The sequence below is a fragment of the Noviherbaspirillum album genome (genome assembly GCF_035916955.1).
Taxonomy (GTDB): Bacteria; Pseudomonadota; Gammaproteobacteria; order Burkholderiales; family Burkholderiaceae_D; genus Noviherbaspirillum; species Noviherbaspirillum album.
The window spans coordinates 13,605-36,232 of record NZ_JAWIIV010000039.1 but is presented as its reverse complement, the minus strand read 5'-3'; the positions used below and the strand labels follow the sequence as shown (position 1 = coordinate 36,232).

The 22,628-nt window shown below is 60.5% G+C and carries 19 protein-coding genes; 8 read left to right on the top strand and 11 right to left on the bottom strand.

Annotation, left to right across the window (positions count from 1 at the left end; translation table 11 throughout):
* Positions 1-121: 121 nt before the first annotated feature.
* Positions 122-2,371: a protein kinase domain-containing protein gene (locus RY831_RS27620; protein WP_326509551.1), complete on the top strand. Its 2,250-nt coding sequence runs from the start codon at positions 122-124 to the stop codon at positions 2,369-2,371.
* A 209-nt stretch (positions 2,372-2,580) separates the two neighbouring features.
* Here the strand turns inward: RY831_RS27620 and RY831_RS27615 are convergent, their stop codons facing one another.
* Positions 2,581-4,125, bottom strand: coding sequence for a DUF4214 domain-containing protein (locus tag RY831_RS27615; protein WP_326509550.1), 1,545 nt, complete (start codon positions 4,123-4,125; stop codon positions 2,581-2,583).
* 615 nt (positions 4,126-4,740) lie between these two features.
* Here RY831_RS27615 and RY831_RS27610 point away from each other — a divergent pair.
* A complete protein-coding gene (locus RY831_RS27610; protein ID WP_326509549.1) occupies positions 4,741-5,418 on the top strand; it encodes a hypothetical protein in 678 nt (225 codons plus the stop codon).
* Between the two features lie 350 nt (positions 5,419-5,768).
* Complete coding sequence (locus RY831_RS27605) at positions 5,769-6,113, top strand: PilZ domain-containing protein (protein ID WP_326509548.1); 345 nt, start codon at positions 5,769-5,771, stop codon at positions 6,111-6,113.
* 41 nt (positions 6,114-6,154) lie between these two features.
* On the opposite strand, the gene RY831_RS27600 is transcribed toward RY831_RS27605, so the two are convergent.
* The 9 genes from RY831_RS27600 to RY831_RS27560 all read right to left on the bottom strand — a co-directional run bounded on the left by RY831_RS27600 (position 6,155) and on the right by RY831_RS27560 (position 14,363).
* Positions 6,155-6,499: a hypothetical protein gene (locus RY831_RS27600; RefSeq protein WP_326509547.1), complete on the bottom strand. Its 345-nt coding sequence runs from the start codon at positions 6,497-6,499 to the stop codon at positions 6,155-6,157.
* Between the two features lie 256 nt (positions 6,500-6,755).
* Positions 6,756-7,724: a hypothetical protein gene (locus tag RY831_RS27595; protein ID WP_326509546.1), complete on the bottom strand. Its 969-nt coding sequence runs from the start codon at positions 7,722-7,724 to the stop codon at positions 6,756-6,758.
* Between the two features lie 366 nt (positions 7,725-8,090).
* Positions 8,091-9,155 (bottom strand): hypothetical protein, encoded by a 1,065-nt coding sequence (locus tag RY831_RS27590; protein ID WP_326509545.1) that lies wholly within the window; start codon positions 9,153-9,155, stop codon positions 8,091-8,093.
* Positions 9,156-9,319: 164 nt separating this feature from the next.
* Entirely contained in the window at positions 9,320-9,658 is a 339-nt protein-coding gene (locus RY831_RS27585; protein WP_326509544.1) for a DUF5710 domain-containing protein, read from the bottom strand.
* A gap of 137 nt (positions 9,659-9,795) precedes the next feature.
* A complete protein-coding gene (locus RY831_RS27580) occupies positions 9,796-10,245 on the bottom strand; it encodes a response regulator (protein WP_326509543.1) in 450 nt (149 codons plus the stop codon).
* A 142-nt stretch (positions 10,246-10,387) separates the two neighbouring features.
* Entirely contained in the window at positions 10,388-11,278 is an 891-nt protein-coding gene (locus RY831_RS27575) for a hypothetical protein (protein WP_326509542.1), read from the bottom strand.
* Between the two features lie 207 nt (positions 11,279-11,485).
* Positions 11,486-13,048 carry an O-linked N-acetylglucosamine transferase, SPINDLY family protein gene (locus RY831_RS27570; protein WP_326509541.1) on the bottom strand — a complete coding sequence of 521 codons (1,563 nt, stop codon included), beginning with the start codon at positions 13,046-13,048 and terminating at the stop codon, positions 11,486-11,488.
* Positions 13,049-13,052: 4 nt separating this feature from the next.
* Positions 13,053-13,469: a divergent PAP2 family protein gene (locus tag RY831_RS27565; RefSeq protein ID WP_326509540.1), complete on the bottom strand. Its 417-nt coding sequence runs from the start codon at positions 13,467-13,469 to the stop codon at positions 13,053-13,055.
* Between the two features lie 9 nt (positions 13,470-13,478).
* The gene (locus RY831_RS27560) at positions 13,479-14,363 is read right to left on the bottom strand and encodes a decaprenyl-phosphate phosphoribosyltransferase (protein ID WP_326509539.1); all 885 of its coding nucleotides are present in this window, start codon (positions 14,361-14,363) and stop codon (positions 13,479-13,481) included.
* A 49-nt stretch (positions 14,364-14,412) separates the two neighbouring features.
* Here RY831_RS27560 and RY831_RS27555 point away from each other — a divergent pair, with 49 nt between their 5' ends.
* The 4 genes from RY831_RS27555 (at position 14,413) to RY831_RS27540 (ending at position 18,603) form a co-directional block, all read left to right on the top strand.
* Complete coding sequence (locus tag RY831_RS27555; RefSeq protein ID WP_326509538.1) at positions 14,413-14,799, top strand: GtrA family protein; 387 nt, start codon at positions 14,413-14,415, stop codon at positions 14,797-14,799.
* Complete coding sequence (locus tag RY831_RS27550) at positions 14,799-16,118, top strand: FAD-binding oxidoreductase (RefSeq protein ID WP_326509537.1); 1,320 nt, start codon at positions 14,799-14,801, stop codon at positions 16,116-16,118. The genes RY831_RS27555 and RY831_RS27550 overlap by 1 nt, the downstream gene beginning before the upstream one ends.
* 3 nt (positions 16,119-16,121) lie before the next feature.
* Positions 16,122-16,859, top strand: coding sequence for an SDR family oxidoreductase (locus tag RY831_RS27545; RefSeq protein ID WP_326509536.1), 738 nt, complete (start codon positions 16,122-16,124; stop codon positions 16,857-16,859).
* A gap of 121 nt (positions 16,860-16,980) precedes the next feature.
* Positions 16,981-18,603: a DUF8728 domain-containing protein gene (locus RY831_RS27540; protein ID WP_326509535.1), complete on the top strand. Its 1,623-nt coding sequence runs from the start codon at positions 16,981-16,983 to the stop codon at positions 18,601-18,603.
* A 37-nt stretch (positions 18,604-18,640) separates the two neighbouring features.
* Here RY831_RS27540 and RY831_RS27535 read toward each other — a convergent pair whose 3' ends face one another.
* Positions 18,641-20,185: a DUF4214 domain-containing protein gene (locus RY831_RS27535; RefSeq protein ID WP_326509534.1), complete on the bottom strand. Its 1,545-nt coding sequence runs from the start codon at positions 20,183-20,185 to the stop codon at positions 18,641-18,643.
* Between the two features lie 784 nt (positions 20,186-20,969).
* Here RY831_RS27535 and RY831_RS27530 point away from each other — a divergent pair.
* Entirely contained in the window at positions 20,970-22,613 is a 1,644-nt protein-coding gene (locus tag RY831_RS27530; RefSeq protein ID WP_326509533.1) for a DUF4214 domain-containing protein, read from the top strand.
* The last annotated feature ends 15 nt before the right edge of the window (positions 22,614-22,628 follow it).

Here is a 22,628-nt window from a genome sequence, read left to right as displayed (position 1 = left end):
GGGAAGTGGGGTCTTCGGTAAGCCTCGTAGTCGGCGGCCGTAGAGGGTGTTCCCTGTATGACTGGGAACGTTTCAATGCAGTCCAACGGGGTGCAAGACTTTCATGAGGAAATGACAGGCAATGAGAATAAGCGCCTCCCAATTCACCCCCCATCTACGAGAAGCCGTCACCTCCATGCTGCATGGGAGCGGCCGGCAGGCGCCCGGCTCGCCGACGGCTCAGCCCACCGGCAAGCCGCGAGGAAGTGGAATACCGCCCTTCCCGGGGGCCAACGCGCTTTCCCGCCAGCTGGTCGATTTTTTCAGGCTGGCGACGGGCACGAGGCACACGCTATCCAATGACGCCCCGGCCCGCGGCGCTTTCACGCACCCTGGAGATAACTTTGGCCTGCTGCAAGGTGCGTACGGCTTGGAGAAGGAGATCAGAAAGTGGTTGGATCGATTTCTGTCCATGCCGGGTACGCCCAGCGCAACCATCTTCAACGGTCCGCAAGCGTGGCAATCCGCATTCCCGGGAGCGTGGTCCGCAATGTGGCACGAGCCCTGGCAGCTGGCCGGCATGCCGGCGCAACACATCTTGCACAAGTCCATCCAGGACGCCTTCAGGATGTTTGAGCAGCTCCAAAACGGATGGGCATTTTCACCCGCGTACGCGTTCGGGGAAGCGCATGCAAATGCCCCCGGCAATAACGTCGGCAATGAGATCGGCCATGCCGGCCGCCAGGCGGGCAATGTGCAATGGGAAAGTCGCAATGATGCATTGATGGAGCGCACGGGCAAGCGGATCGGGTCCCTGTCGCTTCACAAGGCCGATGCCGGCTCCGGCAACTTCGGCAAGGTCGCGATCTTCACCACACAGGATAAGGCGCGCATTGCGGCCAAGGTCATGAAGCATGCGCCGCAGACGTCCTTCGCGCCGGTCCGCGATGAACTGAAGCTGGAACTGGACGCCTTCAACCGCATGTACCGGAAGGCCGGCTCGCATCCCAATATCGTCAACGTCTACGGCATTGCCAAGGTGCCCATGAACGGACGGATGGAGCGCGCCCTGCTGATGGACGCGATTCCGGGACCGAACGGGGCCGATTTCTTCAGGGTGCTCAGGCAGGCCTGGAAAAGCGGCAGGATCAGCAGCGAGGAATACTGGAGCGCGGTCCAGCAATGCGGCCGCGACATGCTGGACGCCGTGCAGCATCTTGCGAAGGCGGGTGTCCTGCACAACGACATCAAGCCGGAAAACTGCATCATCGATCGCACCGGAAAACTGGTGGTCGTCGACTTCGGGTGCGCCTCGGCGTTGGGATCGCCGGACATTGCGGGCGACATGCGCTACACGTCATTCGACAAGAACCGCGACGTGCGCAGCGATGTCTATTCCGTCGGCTCGTCCATGGTGAGTGCGGTCGAAGGTTTTTTCAGGCATGTCGTCAGCCCCAACAGCGGCCGCATGCGAACGCTGCGGCCCATCGACGGCGCCATCCGGGGCGTGGTCTACCGCCCGCACGGCAATCACTTGAAGCAGGTGCAAAGCAACCGGATCGAAAGCGCCTGGTCGGAATTCGCCGATCGCCTGCTCCAGCCCGACAAGCATAGGCGCGTGGGTCCGCGCCGGGCCCGGCAACTCGACTTCCTCAACGACAGCATGCTCGACAAGAAAGCCTCGCAAGCGGTCATCCGCAAGGTGCTGCGCATGGCCGACGAGGAAAACGCCAAGCCGCCCGAGGCGCGCTGGAAGACAGCCAGGCCTGGCGGCGCAACATCTCCCGAGCGCAAGGAAGGCAATATCCAGGACTTGAAAGCCATGCGCCGGACGCCGAGTCTTGCCTTGCTTGAAAAACTGCGGCACAACAGCAAGACCGATGCCGCCCTCGCCAGGCGCTTGAAGGACAACGGCATCGCCGAAGGCGCGCGCACACAACTGGAACAGGAAGCCCGTGCACGCGCGGAGATACTGCTCGAATGGAAAGGCCTTGCCCCGGTCGACGAACTGGTCCACGTCCTTCCAGCAAATAACAGGCATGGCGCTTCCGAGCTGACGCGCGCCAGGGAAATCTGGAGCCGGCTGGAAAAGACGGTCAGCGCCGACGAGCTCGAACGCTATGCCGGTCTTGCGGAAAGGCTCCTGCTGCAGGCCGATGCACTGCCCGGCGGCGTGCATGACCGGGACACGGCATCGAAACTGAATATGCTCAGGGCAACCCTGGGGCCGGTGAAGGAAATGGTGCGCCTGGACCGCTTGCTGGCAGCTTCCGGCGAAGAGACGATGCCGCGGCCGGGCAGCGTGCGCGAGCGCGCGCGCAAACTGGAGACGGGGCCGTCGATGCAAAGCCATCTGGATGCGATACGCCGCATGCAGGCCAGCGAAAATTGATCGCACGGAACATGCGGCAGGCCTGCGCTGTGCAGCGGGCCGCGTCCATCCCGGACCAGTGGAAGACACAAGAAAGCAGCTTTGATCTCTACTGACTCTGCCTGGCTATGTCTGACTATGCCTGACCCTGCCTGACCCTGCTTGAACCGACGAACGTGGCCCCCTCCGCCTCGGCGCTGCCATATGCGCCCCCTTCACCCGAGGCTGGCTCAGGCGTAAAAGATATAGTCAATCCCGTTCCTGATCGAATCCGCGAGCTGCAGCTGATTTTCCTGGCTTTCGCTGAATGCGGCGAGCATGCCGTGCCGGCTGATGGCTCCACGGGCGAGAGTGTCTGACCAGTGGCTGAAACCGTCCGTGTCGGGAACGCGGTGCAAGACATTGGCGTACAAGGCGGTAATGAAGTCGCTGTCCGACAAGTCGTCGCCATACTTGAGCCGGAACTCCATGGAACCGATAAAGCTCCATGCGATCTCTTCCACGCCGAGGCCGCGGTCGGCCTGGGCGATCCAGTGACCGAGGCCGGGCAGATCGGGCTTGCGGTCGAAGGCCGCGTGGTAAAGGCGATAGCATGCCGCCGCGTTGCCGTCGAAGGCCACGTTCATGTCCGAGAACTGCAGGCGCTCCACGTTCGTCAAGGTATCGATGCCCTCTACCCCTGCCTTGTCGGATACGACCACCATCCCGGCATCGCGGCTGATCGTTGCACGGGAACGCGATGCGAAGAACACGGCGGTATCAATGCCTGCGCCGCCGTCAACGACATCGTTGCCCATGCCGGGCGTGATGCGGTTGTTGCCATGGTTGCCGACGATCTGATCGGCGTAGACCGAGCCGATCGCATTCTCGATGTTCGCGCCGTAGGCGATAGACACGTTGTCCTGGGCGAGCGTGATGCCGTTGGCAAGTTTTCCGATCGAGCTGAACGCGCCCTCCGCCAGGTTGATTCGGGTGCTGCCCGTCACCGCGGAAACATCGATCGTATCCACGCCGCCGCTGTCATTGACGATGTCGAGCCGCTGGCCGCTCGCGTTATTGAACGAATAGATGCTGTCGCCGGCGTTATGGCTCCGCGCTCCGTACAGGTATTGCAATGCGAGGACGTCGTAAGTGCCGTAGAAGCTGCGGCTCTGTCCCTGCAGGACCGGCGTGTACGACATCACGGTGCGCGCTTCGGTATCTTCCGCCGCCGAGAGGAAATTGCCGGGTTCGCTGCCGGGCCCGACTCCGGCATCGTAGTTTCCCGGATGCTTGAGTCCCAGCGCATGGCCGATCTCGTGAACCAGCGTCGCATAGGCATAGCTGCCCGGAACGACGCGGCTCAGGTTGGATACATAGTCGCGGTTGACGTAGACGTCGCCGCTGTCCTGTCCGCCATCGGGCTCCGGCAGGTAGGCATAGGCGGCGGAGTCGCTTCCCTGCGAATTGTTGCCCAGCCTGATCTGGCCGTAGCTGGCCGCGGTATCGCCGACTTCCCTGAAGCTGATGTTGAACTGCGCCTGGATATCCGAAAAGATCTTCCGTGCGGCCGCCTTTTGCTCGGCCGTGAACATCATGAATCCGACCTGGTTGCTGTGGCTCGTATAGGCCGGCGCGGACGTCATGAAGCTGTAGGTCACCTCGACCGGTGTTCCCGGCGCGCTCGAACCGTTCCAGCGATGGACGTAGCCCGCAAGCAGCACATCGATCCGATAGTCGCCGCTGATCGGATTGCTGATCACGGTGGACTGGGGCACCGCAACGACGTTTGCCATAAACCCTTCCGAATAAAAGCCCGCATTCGCTGGCGCATCCGGAAAGATGCTCCGGAACGGACTAGGATTTTCCGTTCGGAAATTTTACGCGCGGGCATGCAGCCGTGCCAAGCGGATTGTCGGAAAAAGTAGACAGGTGGGAAAGCCGTCGAGCGAAGGGAGAATGCAATCCAGAGGTGGAGTGCCTGGGGAAGCGGGCTGCACTGCTTGCGGAAGCGGGCGCAAAAAAGACAAAGAACAGGGAAAAAACAGGCAAAAAAATACCGGGGTGCTTGGCATCCCGGTACCTGAATGTTGGACCTTCCTAGGGGTCGATTTCAGTGTATCTCCGCATCGCCCTCAAACCATGAGAAAAATCAGTGTTTGCCGTCACATTTTTTAAAACGAAGCATTCATGCAACATTGCCCGTTTCCGGATTCCCGGGTCATGTGCAGGGCTGCGCGGCGTTGTAGGGCGGCGTGAACAAAGTGTCAAAAAGACGCGACACCTTTGAGCCGAAGCACATCGCTTGCGCGTGAAGTAGCGCTATCCTTGAATGGCTTCCATCCGTTTTGCGCAATCTCACCGACATTGCTGCCTTTTATGCGGGGCAACTCAATCAAAAAGGATAAGAAATGAAATTGAAACATGCGTTCACCGTGGCATGCATTGCCCTGTCGATGGCAAATGCAGCGCAGGCCCAGGTCGGTTTCAGTGCGACGCTCGGCACCACCGGTGCGGGCCTGCATCTCAGCGTTCCCCTCGCGCCACAGCTGGACGCCCGCTTCGGCGTCAATGGCCTGAATTACTCGCATGACGGCAATACCTCGGATGTGGATTACGATCTCAAGCTGAAGATGCGCACGGTGGATGCCCTTCTCGACTACTACCCCATGAGCACCGGCTTTCGCGTGACCGGCGGCATCGTCTACAACGGCAACAAGATCGACGCCGAAGGCCGGCCCGGCCCGGGAGGCACCTATACGCTCAACGGCCGGACCTATCCCGCCGCAACCGTCGGCAGCCTGAACGGCCAGATCGACTTCCGCAACATCGCGCCGTATCTGGGCATCGGCTGGGGCAACGCCACCTCGCGGGCACAGGAAAAGGGCTGGGGCTTCACGGCCGATCTCGGCGTGCTGTTCCAGGGATCGCCCCGGACCTCGCTCACCAACAGCGGATGCGCGGCACCGGTGCTGGTGTGTTCGCAGTTCGCAGCCGACGTCGCCGCGGAAAACCGCTCGCTGCAGGACGAGGCTGACAACTACAAGGCATTTCCCGTATTGCGCCTGGGCGTGAACTACCGGTTCTGAACCGACACCTCATGTTTCCCCCGGCCGCGTGGTTGACTGCGCGGCGGGGTCGGGTGCGCAGGCCCGCCTGATACAAACCATCGTATCCGCAGGAGCCTGCCTGAGCGGGCTTGTTCGCATCTTGTCGCAATGTCCGGGACAGCCTGGCGTCCGATGAAGAAGTGACAACAATGCGCGTTGCCTGCACCAATATCGAACAAAAATCCGGCCGCCCGCAATTTATTGCCTATTCGACTATTGCGCACCTCGGCCAAATATGGGATACATACCGCAAGGAAAGTTTTTTGACGTTCAGTCCCGCTTCATGACTTTATTCGTCGCGCCATTTGGCCGCGCCAGGTTCTACGCATATGAGCCAAGCCGTTCATCATGATCGCAGGCGCACTCCACGGATTCCCCTGGAGGTTCCGGCTCAGTTCATGCTCCAGCAGTCCGTACCGGTTACGGTCACGACAATAGATGCCTCCATCGGCGGGGTATGCATCGCCACGTCCCAGTCCGTCCTGCCGGGAAGCGCCTGCATGATCGCATTCGATTTGAAGACGCAGGAAGGCATGAAGCGCATCAATGCATGGGGCGTCGTCGTCGATGTCACCCGGCAGCCGGACGCGCGCTATCACTGCAGGATCGCATTCACGGACATGGATACGCGCAGCCGGTATTTCATGCGGCAGTTCACGAACGAAGCGGAATAGTTGCGGCAAGGCGTGCGGCAGTTGAAGGCCGCCGGACTGATTCAGGCATTGCCGTCTTCGCAAGGGTAGGGCTTCCGCGCCGGCGGAAGATCGGGCTGGTACACCTTCAACGCCTCATGCAGCGCCACGATACGATGCACCGCCTCGCTGAGCTGGGCAGCGCTCAGGGTATCGACGCAATCCCGGATTTCCGCCTGCAGACGCTCGCTGGTCCGTGCGTCGATCGTTCCGACCAGCCATTCATGATGATGCCGCGCCTCGCTCGGCAAATCCTTGAGCCGCAGCCGCAGCAGCGGCCGGTAAGCTTCCATCAGGCGCATCCTGATGTCGCCTTGTTTCCGTAATGCACGTACCGCACGCTGAACTTCCTGCCACGCATCTGCCATTGTCCGCCCCCCGACAAGCGTTTTGCCGTTTTCATGGAAGGATGAATATATGCGGCGCAGCATGAAACGCCAATCCCATAAATATGCGTCAGGTAGCAAACAAGAGTAACTGACAAAATATAGCCGAGGGCTGGCGCGCCTCGGCTGAAAGGATGCCAATCTTCCTAGGGATTGTATTCATGAGTGGTTGCGGGAACGGCGGCGGTTCGGTTCACGCTTACAACTTGTTGATGAGACGACAGATCGGCCTTGCTCGTTACCGCACGCCAGAAGTGCGGGGCTCGATGTGAATCCCGTACAGGTCTTCGCTTTCAGCCATTGATGGCCGAGCTTGCGCTTGCGTTTCGCCCAACGACGTTGGAATCACTAGTCCTGTATCGGATTGGCCAAACGTTTCACGCTGATCGTCGCTGGCTCTTGCAAGGATTGCAGCCTTGATGTCCTTGGCTTTATCGATTATGACCGGTTTCCCCCTGCCCTGGTCCCGGTAGTAATTTTCCTGGACCCTGGCGGCATCCTTGCAGGCATCCACCAATGCCTGCGGAACCTGCCCGGCTAGATAGGTATTGATGAAACGAACCAGGATTTCAGCTGCCTTGCTCGAAGGCTTATCGGCTTCGCGAATGTTGACTGACGGGAGTTTGCCAAGGGCTCCCCTGAACATTCCCAGTTGCGGCACGACGCCGATGTGCTTCTGGTAAAGAGGGGCGATTTGCCTTGCAAGATCCGCGCACAAGTGATCCTTCAATGTGCCCTCAGACCGCTTCATCAGAGTCTTTAAAAACTTCAGGGCGAACAAGGCTCTGTCTTTAGGCAAGAGGGGCAATACATCGATGGCGGGGCGAAATAATTCCGCATGTTGGAGGCCGCCTTCGATTCTATCCCTTAGTTCGACGATCAGGTCGCGCTTGGCTCTATGAAGACCAGGCCTTACTAAACCGGGAAAGATTGTCATCCTGTGCATGGTATTTATCATTGATTCGAACGCAGCGACCCGGTCCCGTTCGGTAGAAGCCCTATCCGCCGCTTTATGTAAATGCAACATCAGCGTGTCGACCAAAGTCCCCATGCGCGCGGCATGCGCAGCAGTCGGCCGAACCTGGCCTTCATTGACCGGGTTGAAGTTAGCCATGAGCCGGGCATTTTGGAACGAGGCCATCAGGTTCGTCTTGAAACTTTGCGCACCGGGCGACTGATAAATCGTGCTCAGCTTTGCCTGATCCATCAACCGACCATTATCGTCAGGCGGCGGAGATGTCGTTGACTGCCTGGGATCAGCAGGCGAGGCTACCCGCGCATAAGTAACATCAGGTGCGGGAGGACTAGTGTGGAATAAATTTGAGAACGACGGAAGTTTCATGGGTGCTTGTAAATTGATTTGAACAAGTCTTCAGCAGCATTCACGACCCATGTCACTGCCTTAACCGTGAAACAGGGCATGGCAACGCCGCCGGAGCGCCAGCAACGCTTGCAAATTTGATTCAATCATTGCAATGCGGACGGCTATGTGGCGCAAATCCCTTATTCAGTTCCATGGAAATCGCATCGGCGATCGCAGCACTTGCTGCCGGGACGGCTCGATCAGGGCGATCTAGACGCCGCCCCGCCCTGCGGTTGATGCCCGGGCAGCTTCATCGATCATGAAGCGCTGCTCTTCGCTCCCCCTTTCAAAAAGCGCGGCCCTGATGTCCGCCTTTCTCGCGATTGCCCTCGGCTGCCCTTGGCTCGTGCGCAGGTAGTAGTCCGCCTGCGCTCTCGCGGCATCGAGGCCGGCGGCGAACAGCCGATCCGACAGCGTGTTGCGGGGATGTGTCTTGATTGCCCGCACCAGGATTTCCGCCGCCATGCCGCAGGGTACTTCGGCGTTGGCCGGACGGCCCTGCCCCAGGCTGGGAAAGCGGTCCTTGTAACGCGCCTGTTCGACCTGCCCGTCCAGGTGCTGCGCGTAGAGCGGCTCGATCTGTCCGGCGAGGTCGGTGCACACATCCGTCTTCATCGGCCCCGGAGCCCGCTTGAGCAGGGAGCGGATCAGCCGGAGCGCGATCATCGCCTCCCGTTTGGGCAGCACAGGCAGGGTTGCAATCAAGGGGTACAGGAGTTGCACATTGCCCCAGTCGTCGTCCACCTGTTCCCACAATTCATCGATCAGCGAACGCCTGCGCCGGTGCGAGCCGGCAAAATCGCCTTCCTTTTCCATGAAATGCATACCCGCCATCATTCGCTGAAACGATTTGATCCTGGCGCCAACGTCGAGGCTGGCATCGAGCGCGTGCTGGCAATGCTGCATCAGGTGGGAAAGCCGCTGTGCGAGTCCTTTCGAACGCTGTTCCTCGTGCGGAACATTGCGCCCGCCCTGCATGTCGTGCATGTCGTGCATGTCCTGCACATCCTGGTTCGGCACCGGGCCGGCCGCCTTCGTCGATTTCAGCAGCTCCCCCTTGAACCCAAGCCCATGCCTGGGCTTGGCACCGCGTCCCTGGCGTTCGATGATTTCAGCGGAGGCAGAGGCAGCGGCGGACGCAACGGCAGACGCAGCAGCAGCAGCAGAGGTGTCAGCGGGAGTCGGTCCGGAAGACGGCGCAACGCTGGCCGTGCCGGCATCCGCCGCGATGACGGAAAACAGCTTTTGAAATACCGCATTGCACGGAAGCGCCATGGCCGATCCCGAGATAGAGGCCCAACGACAGAGGCCCGGCAAAAGAGACAGCGCGGCAAGCCGCAGCTGCATTGAAGATGGGTGGCGCGCTGGCGGGCGCCGGTTCCATCGGCAGCAGTAATGGCAGCCAACGGAACCGGCGCCCGCGCTGCCTTGCCCTTCATTCAGGCTTGCGGAAGCCAGCGTTCGAACCGGCCCGCTTCGGCGCCCGGCGGCGCATACCACTTCTTCTTCGCCGCATCCCATCGCGCGCCCAATGCCTTGGCCTCGTCCTTCTCGGCGTAGGGAACGTTCAGGTAAAGCTTCGATGATGAGGGAGTGGAAGATGACGCTGCAGTCCTGGAGACCGCCACATCGTGCGCGGAAGGCAGGGCCGGGCCGAATGCCGCCGCCGGCACGGCGCGCGTCGAGCCGTCCGCCAGCGTTTCGATGTACTCGGTGTTTCCGTCGCCGGCATGCATGCTGATGTAAGGAGGGTCAAAGGGTGGCGCGGAGACTGGCATATCAAATCACTTCTATTGTGGTGGGGGGCATTGCCGCCGACAGGCGGCGTACCGGACTTTAACCGAATTTCCGTCGATTAGAGTTGATGAAGCCGCCGTCTTGAAATCTCTGCAAGCTTGCATGCATGCAAGCCCGTTCAGGTGCCTGGACGACCGAGCAAATCATCCACGCCCCGCCTCAACATCTTCACCGCCTCTTCCCTGCCGAACTTCTCGATCATTCCGCCAACATCGGTGAACCCGGTGGCACCGAGCGCCTTGGAGGCGGAGCGCATGCCATGCACGATCGCCCGGGAATAGGTGTAGCGCCGGCTGGTATCGAGCATCACGAAAAAGGGAAGCTTGCCGAATACCCTGCTCGACCGGACATGCTGCAGCAGGTCGAACACCGCGCCGTCGTCGAAATGCACGCCCGCCACCACGATGTCCACCCCCTCTTCCAGCGCCGCCTTCGCAGCCGCTATCGTATGGCAGAAGACAATGCGGTAGGCGTCGCCGACAAAGGCTTGCACGAGCGAAATGTCGTCCTCTCTTACCGCGATCAGCAGGGTTTTCGGCGTGTTCTGCGTCATTGATTGAATATGCATCGGCTGCATCAGCGGCATCGTTCGCGAAACATTACGGGACTTTCTGGTTGCATCCCGCATCTCAGGGTAGCATTTTCCGCTCCAGTATTCACTGGTCTCCCGAGCCGCCTACCGGCTCCCCTTGCCGACCGCAACCTACGCATCAGCCGAAGTAGGAAACATAGCGCTGAAACAGCTGCTCGACCGCAGGCTCGTAATTCTTCAGCTCTTCATCGGTGCCCGGGGAACGCCAGTCGTTTTTCCATGTGGCCGTCTCGCCGCTCGGCACGACGATGGCCCCAAGGATATTTTCAGCGGGCCGGGGCTGGTACTCGCAGCCCAATGCCCATGGAAAATCGCGCCGGTATCCCTTGCGCACATTGCCGAGGCCGAAATCGAGAATCAACCTGTCGTTGATCACGCACATCGCATGACCATCGATCTGTCCAGGCTTGGCGTAACCCTTTCCACCCAGGCTGAAATGCACGTCGGGCGCGGTGATCTCGACATGGCCCGATTCCACGCGGGCATCGTAGCCATGAGCCCGCGCCACCCGCTTCACCAGCGAAGCCATCAGGAAGCACACCGCGCCGAAGTTGTGCAGGTAGAACCAGCCCAGGTCATAGAAGTGGTCGTAGAGCGACTGCGCGAAATGGCTCAGTTCCGCGTCGCCGCAATGAACCAGCAGCTGCTCGTCGCGCAGCCGCTTGCGCAGGATGAACAGGCTTTCGAACTTCCGTTGATAACCGGCCAGCAAAGCGACGAAGCGGTCGCTGAGAACCAGGCTGGCGGGCGCATTGTCGGTGCCCAGCGCATATTCGAGAAGGCCGGCCTGCCGCATCTGCTGCAGCGAGGCATCGATCGCTTCGCGGGGATGAGGAAGGCTCCGGTACAAGGCCTTGAGATCGAGCGGCAAGCCTGCGAAATGGTCATTGCCGAGTTTGAGGAAAAGATCGTATCCGACGAGGGAAGTGGCCGTGGGCACATGCTGGACGATCCAGTTGCGGACCTCGGCCATGCTTTGAAGCAGGGTGGTGAAATTTTGAATCGGCATGAAGAACTGCGTGGACAAGCTGAAACGGGGCCGCATTATCCCCAATACGAAACCGGCCCGCAGTAACAAATTGTAGCCATGGAGAAATGTTCAACACCGCCCGCTCCATATCGGGCATGGGATATTGCTACAAATACCAAAACCGAAAACCCGCAAGACGAAGACAGTGAAAGCGTCCTCTCTCTTACCTCTCTTACCTCTCTTGCATCAGGCATCCGAGCCAGCAACTCGCCGCGCGATCGACCAGTAGGCATCTTCCAGCGAGCGCGTAAAGCCATCGACGTCGCACAAGGGCGAAGCCCGCATGCGTTCGCGCATGCCGACGCGCAGCGCCTTCAGGCGCGGCAGGTCGCCGGCAAGACCGCAGGCGATCGCCGCATAGTCATCCGCATCGGATGCGGACAGCTCCGGCAGGCCGATCGCATTGAGAAACGCATGCGTCTGCCGGCTCACGACCTGCGCCTGCGGCCAGGTCACCACGGGCACGCCCATCCACAGCGCCTCGCAGCTGGTCAGCCCGCCGGTGAATGGAAAGGGATCGAGCGCGATGTCGATATCCGCATACTCCTTCAGCAGGTCCACATGGAATGAAGCGCCGCGCAGCTCGATGCGTTCGGGTGCGATGCCATGAGAAGCGAACGCCTGCCGGATCGATGCGCGCAAGGCCTCATCCTGCAAGGTCCGCCATTTCAGTATCAGGCGAGACGACGGCATTGCGGCGAGAATGCGTGCCCATAGCGCAATGACCTGTGCGTTCAGCTTGGCCGTATTGTTGAAGCAGCCGAAGGTGACAAAACCGTTTTTCTCGAAAGCCGGCGCCGCCACTTCATCCGGCGCGAACGGCACCGGCACGTAGCAGAAGCGTCCGCGCGGCAGGCGCACGATGGGTTCGATGAATTGCGTTTCGGTTCCCGCGGGCGCATGCCAGTCGTCGAGCAGCACCGCATCGATCAGCGGCAGGCCGGTGGTGGCGAAATAGCCGAGCCAGCTCAGCTGAACCGGCGCCGGCCGCTGCGCAAAGGCCGTCAGCCGCGAGCCGCCGGTATGGCCCGACAGGTCGACCAGCACATCGATGCCGTCCTGCCGGATCTGCTCCGCCAACGCCGCATCATCCATTGCGGACACGTCGCGAAACAGGCTGGTGCCGCGAATGGCCGCCGTCACCCAGTCGTTCACCCGGCCCGCACTGTACGCATATGCACTTACGCGTTGCGCCTGATGACGGGCAATCACGTCCTTCACGAACAGGCCCACCGTATGCTGGCAGAAATCGGCCGACACATAGCCGACCCGCAAGGCACGCGCATCGTCGATTGCAAGCGGCGGACGCGGCCGCATGCCGCCGGCCCGCGCGATCGCCCAATCGCCCCAGGCGCGCGCCTGCTGCAGGCGTTCCGCGATCGATACGGCGGGATGGTATTCCAGGATGGTCAGTGCGTTTCTCCGCACCACGGCATTGTCCGGCAGGTGCTTGAGCAGAAGCGAATACAAGCGGTGGGCTTCGGCGTGATTGCCTTCGGCGCTGGCGATGTTGGCCAGTTCCAGCAAGGGCCTGACATCGTTCGGCGCCAGGGTGCGGACGTGGTCGAGGCAGCGGCGCGCGGCGGAAATCAGCCCGGCCGAAGACAGCAGCGAGCCGACCGCCAGCACTGCCCCGGCATCCGCCGAATGCTGGTCGAGTATGCCCTGGCAGGTATCCAGGCAGAGTTGAAACTCGCCCCGCTGCGCCGCGGCCTGCGCGATGGTGAGCTGCGATTGCCAGTCTTGCATTGGCTTATCCGAATACCGCATGCACGCCGAGCGCAACCAGGCCGCCGACGACGATGCCGGCCATGATCTCGGCAAGCGTATGACCCATGCGCTCCCGCAGCGCGGCGTGCGCCGGGTCGCCGGTGGCAAGGCGATTGATCGAGGCGGCATGCCTGCCGACCTGCCTGCGCAGGCTGCTGGCATCCAGCATGACAATGAAAGCCAGCGTCAGCGCAACGCCGAAGGCCGGGTGGGCGATGCCTTCCCTGAGCGCGATGAGGGCAGCCATGCCACTTACGATGGCGCTGTGGTTGCTCGGCAACCCGCCATATCCGACCAGGTCGAAGGCGAAGCGGCGGGCGCGAATGCTGTTGACCAGGAACTTCGTCACTCCTGCCACCAGCCAGGCGACAAACGGCATGACCGCATAGGACAAATCCATGTTTGCCCCTCAGCCCTTGGCCGGCCACAAGGCCCATACGCAGGCCGCGAGCCACAGCAGCACGGTCGCCAGCAATTGCCAGTCGGCCAGCAGCGCGTCGGCCGGCGATTCGCCTCCATCGAGCTCCTCGACGACGAACCAGTAGCGGAACAGGCCGAACAGCACGAGAGGAATCGTCACCACCATTTCAGGGCGCTCGGACATCACGAACATGCCGTAGAACACCAATGCGCCGGTGGCGGACATTTCCGCATAGCGGTCCAGCAATACCACGGAATATTTCTGCAGGACCCTGCGTCCTTCGCTGCCGTTCTGGCTCAGTTCCTGCCGGCGCTTGACCGCCGCCAGATACAGGGCCAGGCACAGCGTGGTCACGAACATCCAGCCCGACACCGGCACCGCCAGCGCCATCGCGCCCGCATACACGCGCAGCACAAACCCTGCCGCGATCGTGAAGATATCCAGCACCGGCTGATGCTTGAGGACGAAGGTATAGGCAACGTTGAGCGCAAGGTAGCCGATGATGATCAGCATCACCTTGGGCATGACAAACCATCCTGCGATCAGGACCGCGTAGAGCACCAGCAGCAGCAGCAAGGCCACCGGCACGGAAATGATGCCTGCCGCCAGCGGGCGGGTACGGGATTTCTTCGGATGCCTGCGGTCGTTCTCGATATCCCGGATATCGTTGACGATGTAGGTTGCCGAAGAAGCGACACAGAACAGGAATGTTGCAAGAAGCGCATGCTGCACCGATGCCTTCACGAGAAACTCGCCGGTGAACACCAGCGGCGCGAATACGAATCCATTCTTGATCCATTGCCTGGGGCGCATCAAGGCGAATGCACCTCGCAGTCCAAGGACGATGGGATTACCTATTGCGGTATCATGCATACTTTGCAAACCTTCAATTCTTCAATTTTTTTCGATGAAGCTAGCCTTCATGTACGGAATTTTCGCATTAATTGCGACCGCAGCAAATATTGGCGCCCAGGATCTCGCCATTCGCACCTACCATGGATCATCGGCCCTCCTGCTATCCGTCATTGTCGGCACCGCGATCGGGCTTGTCGTCAAGTACATCCTGGACAAGCGCTACATTTTCCGCTTCCGGGCACGCAATGCCGCCCATGACGGCCGTACCTTCCTGCTGTACGTCGCCATGGGAATACTGACAACGGCGATATTCTGGGGATTCGAATTCGGCTTCGATTATCTCTTCCAATCGAAGGCGCTGCGATATATCGGCGGCATGCTCGGTCTTGCCATCGGTTACGTTGCAAAGTATCAGCTTGACAAGCGATATGTTTTCAAAAGCGAGCAAGGCTGATGCTGATTTCAGGTTGGGGACGCTATCCTGTCGTTGATGCGCGCATCGAGCGGCCATCGACCTATGCGCAGGCAAGCCTGCTGCTCGATCGCGAGGAAGCGGTTGCGCGGATTGCACGGGGCATGGGACGCAGCTACGGCGACAGCGCGCTCGCCGGCAACATCGTCGAGATGCGCCGGCTCGACCACTTCCTCCACTTCGACGAGTCCACCGGCGCGCTTCGCTGCAGCGCCGGCGTCACGCTGGCAGACATCCTGTCCGTTTTCGTGCCGCGTGGCTGGACCCTACCGGTGGTGCCCGGCACCAGGTTCGTCAGTGTCGGCGGCGCGATCGCCAGCGACGTGCATGGCAAGAATCATCACCGCAGCGGCTGCTTCAGCGAGTATGTAGACGAATTGGTGTTACTGACCGGCGACGGCATGACGCGTGCCTGTTCGCGCAGCAGTCACGCCGACCTGTTTCAAGCCACCTGCGGCGGGCTGGGCCTGACCGGGATCGTGCTCGAAGCCTGTATCCGCCTGGTCCGGATCAACAGCACGCTGATCGAGCAGACCACCTATAAGGCCGCCGGCCTGGATGAAGCGCTGGACCTGTTCGATACCCACCACGCGGCCACCTATTCCGTCGCATGGATCGATTGCCTGGCCACGGGCAAGGCAATGGGGCGCTCGCTGGTAATGACCGGCGAGCCGTCCGCCAAAGCCATGCCGGCCGGCCGCGCGGGATCGCAACCCGCCGCTCCGCTCGGCGTTCCGATGGACATGCCGTCGGCATTGCTCAACCGCTATTCCATACAGGCCTTCAACACTCTCTATTACCAGCGCGTGCGTGAAGCGGAAACCCGCCAGCAGGTGCCGTATGAAAAGTTCTTCTTCCCTCTCGACGGCATCCACGGATGGAACCGGCTCTACGGAAGGAACGGCTTCGTGCAGTACCAGTTCGTGCTGCCCAAGGCCGCCGGCAAGCAGGCGATGAAAGCCATCCTGCAGAGGATCACCGCATCCCGCCGGGGTTCCTTCCTGGCCGTGCTCAAGGCGCTCGGCCCGCACAACGGCAACCCGCTCTCCTTTCCGCTCGAGGGCCATACGCTGGCGCTGGACTTCAAGATGGAAGCCGGCGTCCTCGCGCTCCTCGACGAACTCGATGCGATGGTGAACGACCACGGCGGACGCGTCTACCTGGCCAAGGATGCGCGGATGAGCGCGGCCGCGTTCAGAAGCCAGTACAGCCGCTGGGAAGGCTTCCAGGCGATACGGGAACACTATGGAGCGATCGGCAGGTTCGCATCGCTTCAATCAAAACGACTAGGGCTGGACTAAACAATGCAGAAAATACTTATCATCGGAGCGGGTTCGGCAATTGCAGAGGCCACTGCGCGCCGCTTTGCGCAGCAAGGCGCAAGCCTTTACCTGCTCGGCAGGTCGCCCGAGCGCCTGGAAGCCATGGCAAGCGATCTCAAGATCCGCGGCGCGGCCAGCGTCGGCGTTCATCTTTATGAAGCCAACGATTTCGCCAGCCACCAGCCGGTGATCGACCAGGCCATCGCCGCCATGGGAGGCATCGACCTGGCCCTGATCGCCCATGGCACGCTGGGCGACCAGAAGGCATGCGAACAAAGCTTCGAGCTCACGTTGAAAGAACTCAATACCAACGCCATCAGCGTGATATCCATGCTGACCCACCTGGCCAATGTATTCGAACGTTCACGCCAGGGCACCATCGCGGTAATCGGCTCCGTCGCCGGCGACCGCGGACGGCAATCGAATTATGTGTACGGCACGGCCAAGGGCGCGCTGTCGGTATTCCTCAGCGGACTGCGCAACCGCCTTTACAAGTCGGGGGTGCAGGTCCTGACCATCAAGCCTGGATTCGTCGATACGCCGATGACGGCAAGCTTTGCGAAAGGGCCCCTGTGGTCCAGCCCCGAGAAGGTTGCGCTCGGCATCGAAAAGGCCGTCACGCATCGCCGCGATGTCGCTTACCTGCCTTCATGGTGGGCGCTCATCATGCTGATCATCCGCCTGATACCCGAGCCGATCTTCAAGCGGATGTCGCTCTGAACATTGCAGTGCATTGCAAGGCATCGCCATGCGTCCTTAACCACTCTTCCGGCGTTTTCCGTCCCCCTCCCACAGCCACGGCCGCAAACGTAACCGTAACCGCGGCACGGCTTTTCACACCATGTTCAACAACAACCAACAGCAATCCGCCATCGATCATGGCAAGGGAAACCGGATGCCCGCCTCCATTGCGGCCGTGCTTGCCGCGGCGGCAATGGGCATCGTCCTGCATGCGCTCTACGGGCACTCCTGGAATGAAACGAGCGGCCATGCGATCGGCAGCGACGACGCCTACATTTCCTATCGCTATGCGCTGAATTTCTTCAAGGGAGCCGGCCTGGTATTCAATCCCGGCGAATACGTGGAAGGCTATTCCAACTTCCTCTATGTATTGCTCGTCACGCCCGCGCTGCTGGTGTCGCAGGACTTCATCTACCCTTTCAGCATGGCGCTTAATATCCTGCTGTTCATGATCGCCGCACTGCTGTTCCATGGATTCCTGTCGAGGTCCCTGGGCCGGCGGATGGCGATCGCAGGCACGGCGCTGCTCGCGATCAATCCCTTCATCTGGGCCAATGCGGCGACGGGACTGGAAACCATGCTGGTGCTGGTCAGCATACTGCTCGCATGGATACTCGCGGAGCGCTATCTCCGTACGGAGAGCCGGCGCGATCTTCACCTGCTGATCGCCGCCCTGGTGCTGTCCATCCTCTGCCGCATCGACGGCTTCCTGCTTCCCATGCTTGTCGTCGTGTACCTGGCCGCCAAGTCGAAATACCGCGCCGCCCTCGCCTGCTTCGCCGGCATATTGATCAGCATGGGCCTCTATACGCTGTGGCGGCTCTACTACTATGACGACATCATCGGCAATACCTACTACGCCAAGGTATCCGGGCCGCTGCTCGACCGCTTCCGCTCGGGCCTGACCTATTTCATGCAAAACATGCCGCGCGGCGCGCTCTGGGTGTATTTCGCGGCCATTGCCGCCGCCGTCTTCGGATTGCTGCGCCGTCCTGCCGCACTGTTTCAAAAGCTGAACTTCGCCATCCTGTATTGCACGGCCTGGCTCGCCTACCTCTTGTACATCGGGGGCGATATCTACTTCGAGCGCTTCTTCATCGGCATCTATCCGATGGGAATATTCCTGCTGCTGAGCGCCTGCGCGACGCTGCGCATGCCGCCGCAGATGGCAAAGGCGCTGCTTGGCGTGCTGCTGTTCCTGCAGTTGATTCCCGTCGTGCAGGATGGCCGCTTCAGCTATGCAAGCCAGCGCTACGACGGCTGGAAAACGCTGGGCGAGCATCTGCGCAAGCATCATCCCGGCCAGACCCTCGCCATCGATGCGGCCGGCAAGGTGCCCTATTTCTCAAACCTCACCACGATCGACATGCTGGGTCTGAACGACAAGACCATCGGGAAAAAGAAGATCGACACCGGCAGCTTCCATGCCGGGCACAACAAGTTCGATCCCCAATATGTGTTGTCGAAGAAGCCCGACCTGATCGCCGCCTGGATACTTCCGAGCCTGGACATGGCCTGGGGACTTACGCATAACGTGATCAGGGACGCCTACACGGTCCGCTATCTCGTCAATCTCTCGCGGGACGACAGGGGCGAAAGGAATATCATCGATGTCAGCGGCCTTCCGGACGAGTCCATCAAAAAGCTCATTGCGTCCGGGTACGGGTATGCGGTGCTGGGCAGGAAGACGGCGCACGGGCAGGCGGGCAACGGCAGGCCATGAAGGCCGGGAAAACCCGGCCTTCCCGCTTCAGTACCCCTCAACCGAGAAATGGAACGAATTCGATTCCATTTTCGATCACGCCGACGAGGTTGGCCCGGTTCTCTTCGCTTTCACTAAAGCCCGTGAGCGCCAGCGTGGGCGTGATCGCGCCGACCGTAAGCGCATGCACCCAGACATCGAAGCCCGCCTGCTCGGGAGCGCGGTGCAGGACGTTGTTGTAGAGGCGCGTCACGAAGTCTTCGATGGTCCAGTTCTCGCCATACCGGATCTTGAACTCGAGCGAGTTCAAAAACCCGGTCGCGGCATTCTGCAGCGTGGCGCCGTGCTCGAGATAGTTGATCCACGCCCCCAGTCCTTCCCGGTCGGGCGCACGGTTGAAGGCCGCCTGGTAGAGCCGGTACATCTGCCCCGCCGCGCCGTCGCCATCGAACACGACGACCGAATCCATGAACTTGATACGCTCGATACCGAACAGCTTGTCGATGCCTTCGGCGCCCGACTGGTCGGTGACCGCGACTCCGCCACCGTCACGGCTGATGGTGAACCTTGAACGCATTGCGGAGTAAGCCACCGTGTCGTAACCGAAGCCGCCGTCGACCACATCATTGCCCCTGCCGGGCAGGAAATGATTGTTGGCGTGGTTGCCGATGATCTGATCCGCATAACCCGAGCCGATCACATTCTCGATTGTCACTCCGTAGGCAATCGATATATTGTCGACCGCGGCGGTATAACCGTTCGCAAGCTTGCCGATGGAACTGAGGCCGCCTTCCTGAAGATTAAGCTTCGTTCCCGCCGACACGGCGGATACATCGATCGTGTCGACACCCGACGTGTCGTTGATGATCTTCAGAGCCTGCCCATCCGCGTTGCTGAAGGCATACGTGTTATCGCCGGCGTTGTACGGGCGGGCGCCATACATGTATTGCAGCGCGAGGATGTCGTAGGTTCCATAGAACGTACGGTTCTGCCCTTGCAGAACCCCGCTGTACGACATAATGGTACGGGCTTCGGTATCTTCCGCGGCCGCCAGGTAATTTCCCGGTTCCGTGCTGGCCGCTTCGCCGGCATTGTAGTTGCCGGGATGCTTGAGTCCGAGCGCATGGCCGATCTCGTGCACCAGCGTCGCATACGCATAGCTTCCCGGAGTGATGCGCGCCAGGTTGGAATAGTCGTCGCGGTTGACGTAGATGTCGCCGCCGTCGAGACTGCCGCCCGGCTCGGGCATGTAGGCATAGGCGGCCGAAGTCATGCCCTGGGAATTGTTGCCCAGCCTGATCTGCCCGTAGCTGTACGCGGAGTCGCTAACCTCCTTGAAGGAGATGTTGAACTGCGCCTGGATCTCCGAAAAAATCTGTCGCGTCGCCGCTTTCTGTTCGGCGTTGAAGGCCATGAAGCCAATCTTGTTGCTGTACGCCGTGTAGACCGGCGCGGCGCTCATGAAACTGTAGGTCACCTCGACCGGAGTGCCGAAGGGACTTGCCTTGTTCCATCGGTATCCCGTGTCTTCGATCAGCACATCGATTCGATAATCACCGCTGATGGTATTGCTGATGATGGTGTTCTGCGTTGTTGCAACCACGTTGAAGAGACTCTTTCACATCAAACGGCGCCTGTTTGCGCATCAGGAAGCAAAGACGCGCAAATGCGAAACCAGGTCGCAAATGCAGACACGTTGCTTTCCAATCGGAAATTCTACGTGCATGCATTTATGAATGCCAAGCGCGCTACTTGCAATGGCACTAGCGCTAAGGCGCATTAACAACACACTTGGCAACTTGAAATGGCAAGTTGAAAACAAGACGGGTGGTAATCGGCAGGCTCGGCACAGCCCGGCTTGCATGTCCTGCAACGATGTCCTGCAATCCGGAGTTTCAAGCATCCAGCTGATACCAATCCCGAGTCATGACATGACAGATGAGATCGATGGATTTTTTCGTCTGGCAAGGAGCGGGAGGAATCCATAGCAAGGCTATGGATGACGAGCGCAACGCCGCCAGGCGGGAAAAGACGCGATCTCATGTCATGGAGTGGCTTGGGATTGGTATGACATGCAGGGCGCAAAAAAACCGGGATACGCGAGTATCCCGGCCAGAGAAAACTGCTGACCTTCCTAGGGGTCGATTTCAGTGTAAGCCGGCAATGCCACGCGAATCTGCGGTAGATCATTCTTTGTCATTCCAATCTGCAATGACATGCCATTCATGCAACACCCCTGCAACGCTCCCTCCTTCTCCTTCGCAATGCGTTGCAGCGAGATGCACAACCCGCTGAAAGTTGCCCATGCAATCAGAGCCGCATGCTAATCTTTCCTGGAGTCAACAAAATGTCCCGGGCAAGGGAAGCATCGCAAGGCGTTCGCATTCATGGTCACCGAAGTCACTACCCGAAGTATCTATCCCTACACCGCAACAGCGCTGGTCGTGGTCACCTTCCCGGATGGATCGAGAGCCGCCGGCACCGGCGCCATGGTCGGCATCAACGATCTGCTGACGGCAACGCATGTCGTCTACAACCCGGATCGCGGAGGATGGGCATCCAGCCTGAGCATTTACCCCGGGGCCGATTTCAATGGCATCACCAGCCGCATCGAGGACGCTCCCTTCGTGCTCGACAGCTTTCGCTGGCAGTCCCACGGCTGGCCGGACCAGGCATTCACGGACGGCAGCAACACCACCTTCCGCTACGATGAATCGCAGTACGACGTGGCGGTCATCGGCTTGAGCAAGGCCATCGGCGCGCAGACCGGCTGGTTCGGACTGTCACCGGGAGTCGATGCGGCGCAATCGGCCAGCATCCTCGGTTATGCATCGGGAGCACCCGGCCTGATGAGCGGCAAGGCATGGGTCACGCGGGATGCGTGGGCATCCGTATACGTCGCCACGGACGGTCCCGGCACGGACCTGCTGGGAGCCGGCAGCTCCGGCGGCCCGCTGTACGTCATCGACAGCAACGGCATGCCGTCGATCATCGGCGTCAAGAGCGCGGGAACGGCATATTCCAACATCTGGGCGGATATCGGCCTCGTGTACGACGAACTGCTCACCGCCATCTCCGCCAACGATACCCTGCTCAGCGGCGCCTATCTCTACAAAGGCATTCCCGATGCCGATGCCACCGCGGGACGAACATTCAGTATCAGCCTCGATGCCGACACCTTCAGGAGCAGCAATGCCGGCGAACCGCTCGTCTATGCCGCCACCCTGGCGGATGGTTCGCCTCTTCCCTCGTGGCTGAAGTTCGACGCCGCGACCAAAATGTTTTCAGGCATGCCCGAGTCCGCCGATGCCGCCGGCATCCGGGTCCGCGTCACGGCGAATTCGACGACGTTGGCGACTGCGGCCGGCTCCTCCCCTGCCTCGGATGAATTCCGCATCGTCATCGGAACCGCCGGCCTCGACTACACCGGCGGCGCCGGCAATGAGCGCATCGCCGCACAGTCGGGCAATGACAGGATCGATGGCGCGGGCGGCATCGATACCGTCATGTTTGCAAGCAAGCGGGCGGCCTACCAGATCAACCTCGCGGCATCGGGAATATCGGTAAAGGACAGTGCCGGAGCCGGCGGCGCGGACAGCCTTTTCAGCATCGAGCGGCTGCAGTTCGCGGATGTGTCGCTGGCCCTCGATATCAAGGGCCATGCCGGACAGGCATTTCGCCTCTACCAGGCGGCCTTCGACCGCAAGCCCGATCTCGGCGGCCTGGGTGCGCAGATCAACGGCCTCGACAGCGGAACATCCCTGCTCCAGATTTCCCGGAACTTCATCGATTCCGAGGAGTTCCTGCTGCGATACGGCGCCAATCCTTCCAACGAGGCCTTCGTCACCCAGCTCTACGCCAACGTTCTCCACCGGGCTCCCGATGCGGGCGGTTATGCGGTGCAGCTCGGCGCACTCAATGGCGGCATGTCGCGCGCCCAGCTGCTGGTGAATTTTTCCGAGAGCACCGAGAATTACAACGCCACCATCGTGGGCATTCAGAACGGCATCGAGTACCTGCCTTTTACCTGAAAAACAGCGATATCG

Coding starts and splice junctions, on each gene's coding strand:
- RY831_RS27545 (WP_326509536.1), top strand. CDS start 16,122: ATGCAGAAAATACTTATCATCGGAGCGGGTTCGGCAATTGCAGAGGCC.
- RY831_RS27590 (WP_326509545.1), bottom strand. CDS start 9,155: ATGGCGCTTCCGTGCAATGCGGTATTTCAAAAGCTGTTTTCCGTCATC.
- RY831_RS27615 (WP_326509550.1), bottom strand. CDS start 4,125: ATGGCAAACGTCGTTGCGGTGCCCCAGTCCACCGTGATCAGCAATCCG.
- RY831_RS27620 (WP_326509551.1), top strand. CDS start 122: ATGAGAATAAGCGCCTCCCAATTCACCCCCCATCTACGAGAAGCCGTC.
- RY831_RS27605 (WP_326509548.1), top strand. CDS start 5,769: ATGAGCCAAGCCGTTCATCATGATCGCAGGCGCACTCCACGGATTCCC.
- RY831_RS27550 (WP_326509537.1), top strand. CDS start 14,799: ATGCTGATTTCAGGTTGGGGACGCTATCCTGTCGTTGATGCGCGCATC.
- RY831_RS27585 (WP_326509544.1), bottom strand. CDS start 9,658: ATGCCAGTCTCCGCGCCACCCTTTGACCCTCCTTACATCAGCATGCAT.
- RY831_RS27555 (WP_326509538.1), top strand. CDS start 14,413: ATGTACGGAATTTTCGCATTAATTGCGACCGCAGCAAATATTGGCGCC.
- RY831_RS27580 (WP_326509543.1), bottom strand. CDS start 10,245: ATGCATATTCAATCAATGACGCAGAACACGCCGAAAACCCTGCTGATC.
- RY831_RS27565 (WP_326509540.1), bottom strand. CDS start 13,469: ATGGATTTGTCCTATGCGGTCATGCCGTTTGTCGCCTGGCTGGTGGCA.
- RY831_RS27600 (WP_326509547.1), bottom strand. CDS start 6,499: ATGGCAGATGCGTGGCAGGAAGTTCAGCGTGCGGTACGTGCATTACGG.
- RY831_RS27610 (WP_326509549.1), top strand. CDS start 4,741: ATGAAATTGAAACATGCGTTCACCGTGGCATGCATTGCCCTGTCGATG.
- RY831_RS27530 (WP_326509533.1), top strand. CDS start 20,970: ATGGTCACCGAAGTCACTACCCGAAGTATCTATCCCTACACCGCAACA.
- RY831_RS27540 (WP_326509535.1), top strand. CDS start 16,981: ATGTTCAACAACAACCAACAGCAATCCGCCATCGATCATGGCAAGGGA.
- RY831_RS27560 (WP_326509539.1), bottom strand. CDS start 14,363: ATGCATGATACCGCAATAGGTAATCCCATCGTCCTTGGACTGCGAGGT.
- RY831_RS27570 (WP_326509541.1), bottom strand. CDS start 13,048: ATGCAAGACTGGCAATCGCAGCTCACCATCGCGCAGGCCGCGGCGCAG.
- RY831_RS27575 (WP_326509542.1), bottom strand. CDS start 11,278: ATGCCGATTCAAAATTTCACCACCCTGCTTCAAAGCATGGCCGAGGTC.
- RY831_RS27595 (WP_326509546.1), bottom strand. CDS start 7,724: ATGGATCAGGCAAAGCTGAGCACGATTTATCAGTCGCCCGGTGCGCAA.